The organism is Mycobacterium sp. TH-M103, from assembly GCF_057473785.1.
This window is the reverse complement of sequence record NZ_JBYCLG010000334.1, coordinates 1-4768: the sequence shown is the minus strand read 5'-3', so window position 1 is coordinate 4768 and position 4768 is coordinate 1. Positions and strand designations below refer to the sequence as shown.

5 protein-coding genes are annotated in these 4768 nt (G+C 69.9%); 3 read left to right on the top strand and 2 right to left on the bottom strand.

All coding sequences use genetic code 11. The annotated features are described in order from the left end of the window. The coding region (locus AC2VOR_RS18620; protein ID WP_486964283.1) for a magnesium and cobalt transport protein CorA at nucleotides 1–1064 on the bottom strand (1064 nt) is incomplete at its 3' end. Nucleotides 1065–1230: 166 nt separating this feature from the next. Here AC2VOR_RS18620 and AC2VOR_RS18615 point away from each other — a divergent pair. Genes AC2VOR_RS18615 through AC2VOR_RS18605 form a run of 3 tightly spaced genes read left to right on the top strand, consistent with a single transcriptional unit; the run spans nucleotide 1231 to nucleotide 4317 of the window. After that, nucleotides 1231–2220 carry a malate dehydrogenase gene (locus AC2VOR_RS18615; protein WP_369737565.1) on the top strand — a complete coding sequence of 330 codons (990 nt, stop codon included), beginning with the start codon at nucleotides 1231–1233 and terminating at the stop codon, nucleotides 2218–2220. 58 nt (nucleotides 2221–2278) lie between these two features. Continuing rightward, nucleotides 2279–3460: an NAD(P)-dependent malic enzyme gene (locus AC2VOR_RS18610; RefSeq protein WP_369737566.1), complete on the top strand. Its 1182-nt coding sequence runs from the start codon at nucleotides 2279–2281 to the stop codon at nucleotides 3458–3460. Then, entirely contained in the window at nucleotides 3457–4317 is an 861-nt protein-coding gene (locus AC2VOR_RS18605) for a glycine betaine ABC transporter substrate-binding protein (protein WP_369737567.1), read from the top strand. The genes AC2VOR_RS18610 and AC2VOR_RS18605 overlap by 4 nt, the downstream gene beginning before the upstream one ends. Here AC2VOR_RS18605 and AC2VOR_RS18600 read toward each other — a convergent pair. Next, the coding region (locus AC2VOR_RS18600) for an SDR family NAD(P)-dependent oxidoreductase (RefSeq protein ID WP_486964282.1) at nucleotides 4314–4768 on the bottom strand (455 nt) is incomplete at its 5' end. The genes AC2VOR_RS18605 and AC2VOR_RS18600 overlap by 4 nt on opposite strands.

Here is a 4768-nt window from a genome sequence, read left to right as displayed (position 1 = left end):
ACGAGGAACATCCCGCTCAGCACCGCGGGGTAGCCCCACTCCGCGTGCAACTCGGGCATGTCGGCGAAGTTCATCCCGTAGATCCCGGCGACCATCGTGGGCACCGCGAGGATGCCCGCAATAGCCGAGATCTTGCGCATGTCGCTGTTCTGCTGCATGCCCACGCGGGCCAGCGCGGCCTGCACCAGCGAGTTGAGCATGTCGTCGTAGGCGCTGATCTGGTCCGCGGCCTCCGTCTGGTGGTCGGCGACGTCGCGCAGGTAGCGCCGCACCTCCTTGGAGATCAGGTCCTTGTTCTCGGTCTGCATCCGCGAGAACGCGGTGGACAGCGGGCTCACGCACCGGCGCAGCTCGACGACCTCGCGCTTGAGCAGATAGATCGGCTCCACGTCCAGGGTGCGGCCCGGCGAGAACGCCACCTCCTCGATGGCGTCGATGTCGACCTCCATCAGGCGCGTCACGCCGAGGTAGTGGTCCACCACGTAGTCGGCGATGGCGTGCATCACCGCGTAGGGCCCCAGCCGCAGATGCTCGGGGTCGGTGTCCATCCGCTTGCGCACATCGGCCAGCCCGCTGTGCTCGCCATGGCGCACCGTGACGACGAACCCCTTGCCGACGAAGATCATGATCTCGCCGGTTTCCACGATCTGCCGGGCCAGCACGACCGATTCGTGCTCGACGTAGTTCACCGTCTTCAGCACGAGGAACAGCGTCTCGTCGTAGCGCTCCAGCTTGGGCCGCTGGTGGGCGTGCACGGCGTCCTCGACCGCCAGCGGATGCAGCCCGAACACGTCGGCCACCTCCTGCATGTGCTCGACGTCGGGTTCGTGCAACCCGATCCAGACGAACGCCTCGTGGTCGACGAGCTCGACCTCGCGCACCTTGTCCAGCGCGTCGGCGTAGCCGTATCTGCCGGGCAACCGGTGGCCGTCGACGTAGACGCCGCAGTCGACCAGGGGAGCGCCGCGGCCCGGTTCGGGGTGCACGTGATGCTGGTAGACGCGGGGCTGCGGCTTGGCGATCGGCCGCAAAGCTTCAGGTAATGCGTCGAATCCCTCGAACACATTTACCTCCGATCGCAGCGCAGGTCTGACCGGCGGTGCTTCATGCTACGCGTGTTCCGGCTCTTCAGCGCGACATCCGGGTGCGGGGATTGGGCGCCGGGCGCGGTGCGATAGTTTCGACCTGAAACCTGAACCGCAAGACCTTCTCCTCAAGGAGTAAACCGACGTGAGCGCAAGTCCTTTCAAGGTCGCCGTCACCGGCGCCGCCGGCCAGATCGGCTACAGCCTGTTGTTCCGCCTGGCCAGCGGTTCGCTGCTGGGTCCCGATCGCCCGATCGAGCTGCGCCTGCTCGAGATCGAGCCCGCACTCAAGGCGCTCGAGGGCGTCGTGATGGAACTCGACGACTGCGCCTTCCCGCTACTGGCGGGCATCGAGACCGGTTCGGACGCCAACAAGATCTTCGACGGCGCGAACCTGGCGCTGCTGGTCGGCGCCCGCCCGCGCGGCCCGGGCATGGAGCGCAGCGACCTGCTCGAGGCCAACGGGGCGATCTTCACCGCGCAGGGCAAGGCCCTCAACTCGGTGGCGGCCGACGACATCCGCGTCCTGATCACCGGCAACCCGGCCAACACCAACGGCCTGATCGCGATGAGCAACGCCCCGGACATCCCGCGCGAGCGGTTCACCGCGCTGACCCGCCTCGACCACAACCGGGCGCTGACGCAGCTGGCCAAGAAGGCCGGCGTCGCGGTCACCGACATCAAGAAGATGACGATTTGGGGCAACCACTCGGCCACCCAGTACCCCGACCTGTTCCACGCCGAGATCAACGGCAAGAACGCGGCCCAGGTCGTGGGCGACCAGGCCTGGATCGAGAACGACTTCATCCCGACCGTCGCCAAGCGTGGCGCGGCCGTCATCGACGCCCGCGGCGCCTCCTCGGCGGCCTCGGCCGCGTCGGCCACCGTCGACGCGGCCCGCGACTGGCTGCTGGGCTCGCCGGAGGGTGACTGGGTTTCGATGTCGGTGCTCTCCGATGGTTCCTACGGCGTGCCGGAGGGCCTGATGTCGTCGTTCCCGGTGACCACCAAGGACGGCAACTGGTCGATCGTCACCGGCCTCGAAATCGACGACTTCTCCCGTGCCCGCATCGACAAGACGACCGCGGAGCTGGCCGACGAGCGCAAGGCGGTCACGGAGCTGGGCCTGATCTGAGGCCGGCCAGCGAGGCGCCGATTAGGTCTACTAATCGGTAATTCAGTACCCTGGGCGCGTGCCGGAACACGAGCATTCCCCGATCGTCATCCACGACGAGGAGATCTTCGAGGCGCACGCGGGCGGAAAGCTTTCCGTGGCGCTGAACGCCCCGCTGGACACCCAGCGCGCCCTGTCGATCGCCTACACCCCAGGGGTGGCGCAGGTCAGCCGGGCGATCGCGACCGATCACACGCTGGCCGCGCGCTACACGTGGGCGAACCGGCTGGTGGCGGTGGTCAGCGACGGCAGCGCGGTGCTGGGCCTGGGCGACATCGGGCCCGCGGCGTCGCTGCCGGTGATGGAGGGCAAGTGCGCCCTGTTCCGGGCGTACGGCGGGCTCAACGCCATCCCGGTGGTGCTGGACACCAAGGATCCCGACGAGATCGTCGAGACGCTGGTGCGGCTGCGCCCGACGTTCGGCGCGGTCAACCTCGAGGACATCTCCGCGCCGCGCTGCTTCGACATCGAGCGCCGCCTCGTCGAGGCCCTGGACTGCCCGGTCATGCACGACGACCAGCACGGCACCGCGATCGTCGTGCTGGCCGCGCTGATGGGCGCGACCAAGCTGCTCGGCCGCGACATGTCCTCGCTGCGGGTCGCGGTCTCCGGGGCCGGAGCCGCGGGCGTCGCGTGCACCAACCTGCTCATGGCGATGGGCGTGTCGGACATCACCGTGCTGGACTCGCGCGGCATCCTGCACACCGGCCGTGACGACATGAACAGCGCCAAGGTCGGTCTGGCTCAGCGCACCAACCCGAGCGGTCTGACCGGCGGCATGGTCGAGGCCCTCGCCGGCGCGGACATGTTCCTCGGGGTGTCGGGCGGTCTCGTTCCCGAGGAGCTGATCGCCACGATGGCGCCCGACGGGATCGTGTTCGCGCTGTCCAACCCCGACCCCGAGATCCATCCCGAGGTCGCGGCCCGGCACGCGGCGGTGGTGGCCACCGGGCGCAGCGACTTCCCCAACCAGATCAACAACGTGCTGGCCTTCCCGGGAGTGTTCCGCGGCGCGCTGGACGCCAAGGCCGGCCGGATCACCGAGAAGATGATGGTCGCTGCCGCCGAGGCGATCTTCTCCGTGGTCAGCGACGACCTGGCCCCCGACCGGATCGTCCCGAGTCCGCTGGACCTGCGCGTCGGGGAAGCTGTGGCCAAGGCGGTGGCCATCGCCGCGGACACCGCAGCCCGCACGGGGTGAGTGTCGGCAGGCTGGCGGCGCTGCTGCTCGCCGCCCTGCTGGTGGTCGCCGGCTGCGGCAGCGACGACCACCGCGCCACCCCGCTGGTCGTCGGATCCCGCCCCGACCCCGAGTCGACGCTGCTGGCCGCCCTCTACGTGGCGGCGCTGCGGTCCTACGGCTTCGCGGCGGACGCGCGCACCGGCGCCGACCCGATGGCACAGCTGGACTCCGGCGCGTTCCTCGTCGTCCCCGCCTTTACCGGCCGGACGCTGCACGCGTTGCAACCGGACGCTCCGGCGCTCTCCGACAAGCAGGTGTACCGGGCCATGGTCGCCGCCCTGCCCGAGGGCATCGCCGCCGGTGACTACACGACGGCCGCGGAGGACAAACCCGTCGTGCTGGTCACCGGGGCCACCGCCCGGGCGTGGGGCGGCAGTGACACCGGCGCCGAGCTCGCCGCTCTGCCCAAACATTGCGCCGGGCTCGTCCTCGGGGCGGTTTCCGGGCGCCGCACACCCCCGTCGGTCGGCTCCTGCAAGCTCCCCGCCGCGCGCGAATTCCCCGACGATGCAACGATGTTCGCCGCGCTGCGGGATGCGCGGCTGACGGCGGCGTGGGCCACCACCGCCGACCCAAGCATTCCCCCCGACCTGGTCGCGCTGGCCGACGGCAAGCCCGCGCTGATCCGCGCCGAGAACGTCGTGCCGCTGTACCGCCGTAACGCCTTGAGCGAACGCCAGTTGCTGGCGGTCAACGAAGTGGCCGGAGTGCTCGACACCGCGGCGCTGGCCGGGATGCGCCGCCAGGTCGCAGGCGGTGCCGATCCGCAGGCCGTGGCCGGGGGATGGCTGGCCGAACACCCGCTGGGCCGTTAGCGCGTGGGGGGCAGCATCCGGCGCATCACCGGGCTGAACAGCTGCTGGTAGCCCGACCCGGTCAGCCGCACCAGGATGTCGAGCACCTTGGCGTCGCCGCCGACCAGCACCCGGGCCTTGTTCTTGCGCACCGCGTCCAGGATGATCTCGGCGGCCCGCTGCGGGCTGGTCCGCGCCATCTGCTTGTCGAACGTCCTGGCCAGTTCGTCACGGTCGAGCCCCTCGGCGGCGGTGGCATTGCGCGCGATCGCGGTCTTGATGCCGCCGGGATGAACCGTGGTCACGCCCACCGGGCGACCCGCCAGGATCATCTCCTGCCGCAGCGCCTCGGTGAAGCCGCGGACGGCGAACTTGGCGGAGTTGTAGGCGGCCTGCCCCGGCACCGAGAACAGCCCGAACACGCTCGAGATGTTGACGACGTGCCCGTCGCCGGAGGCGATCAGGTGCGGGA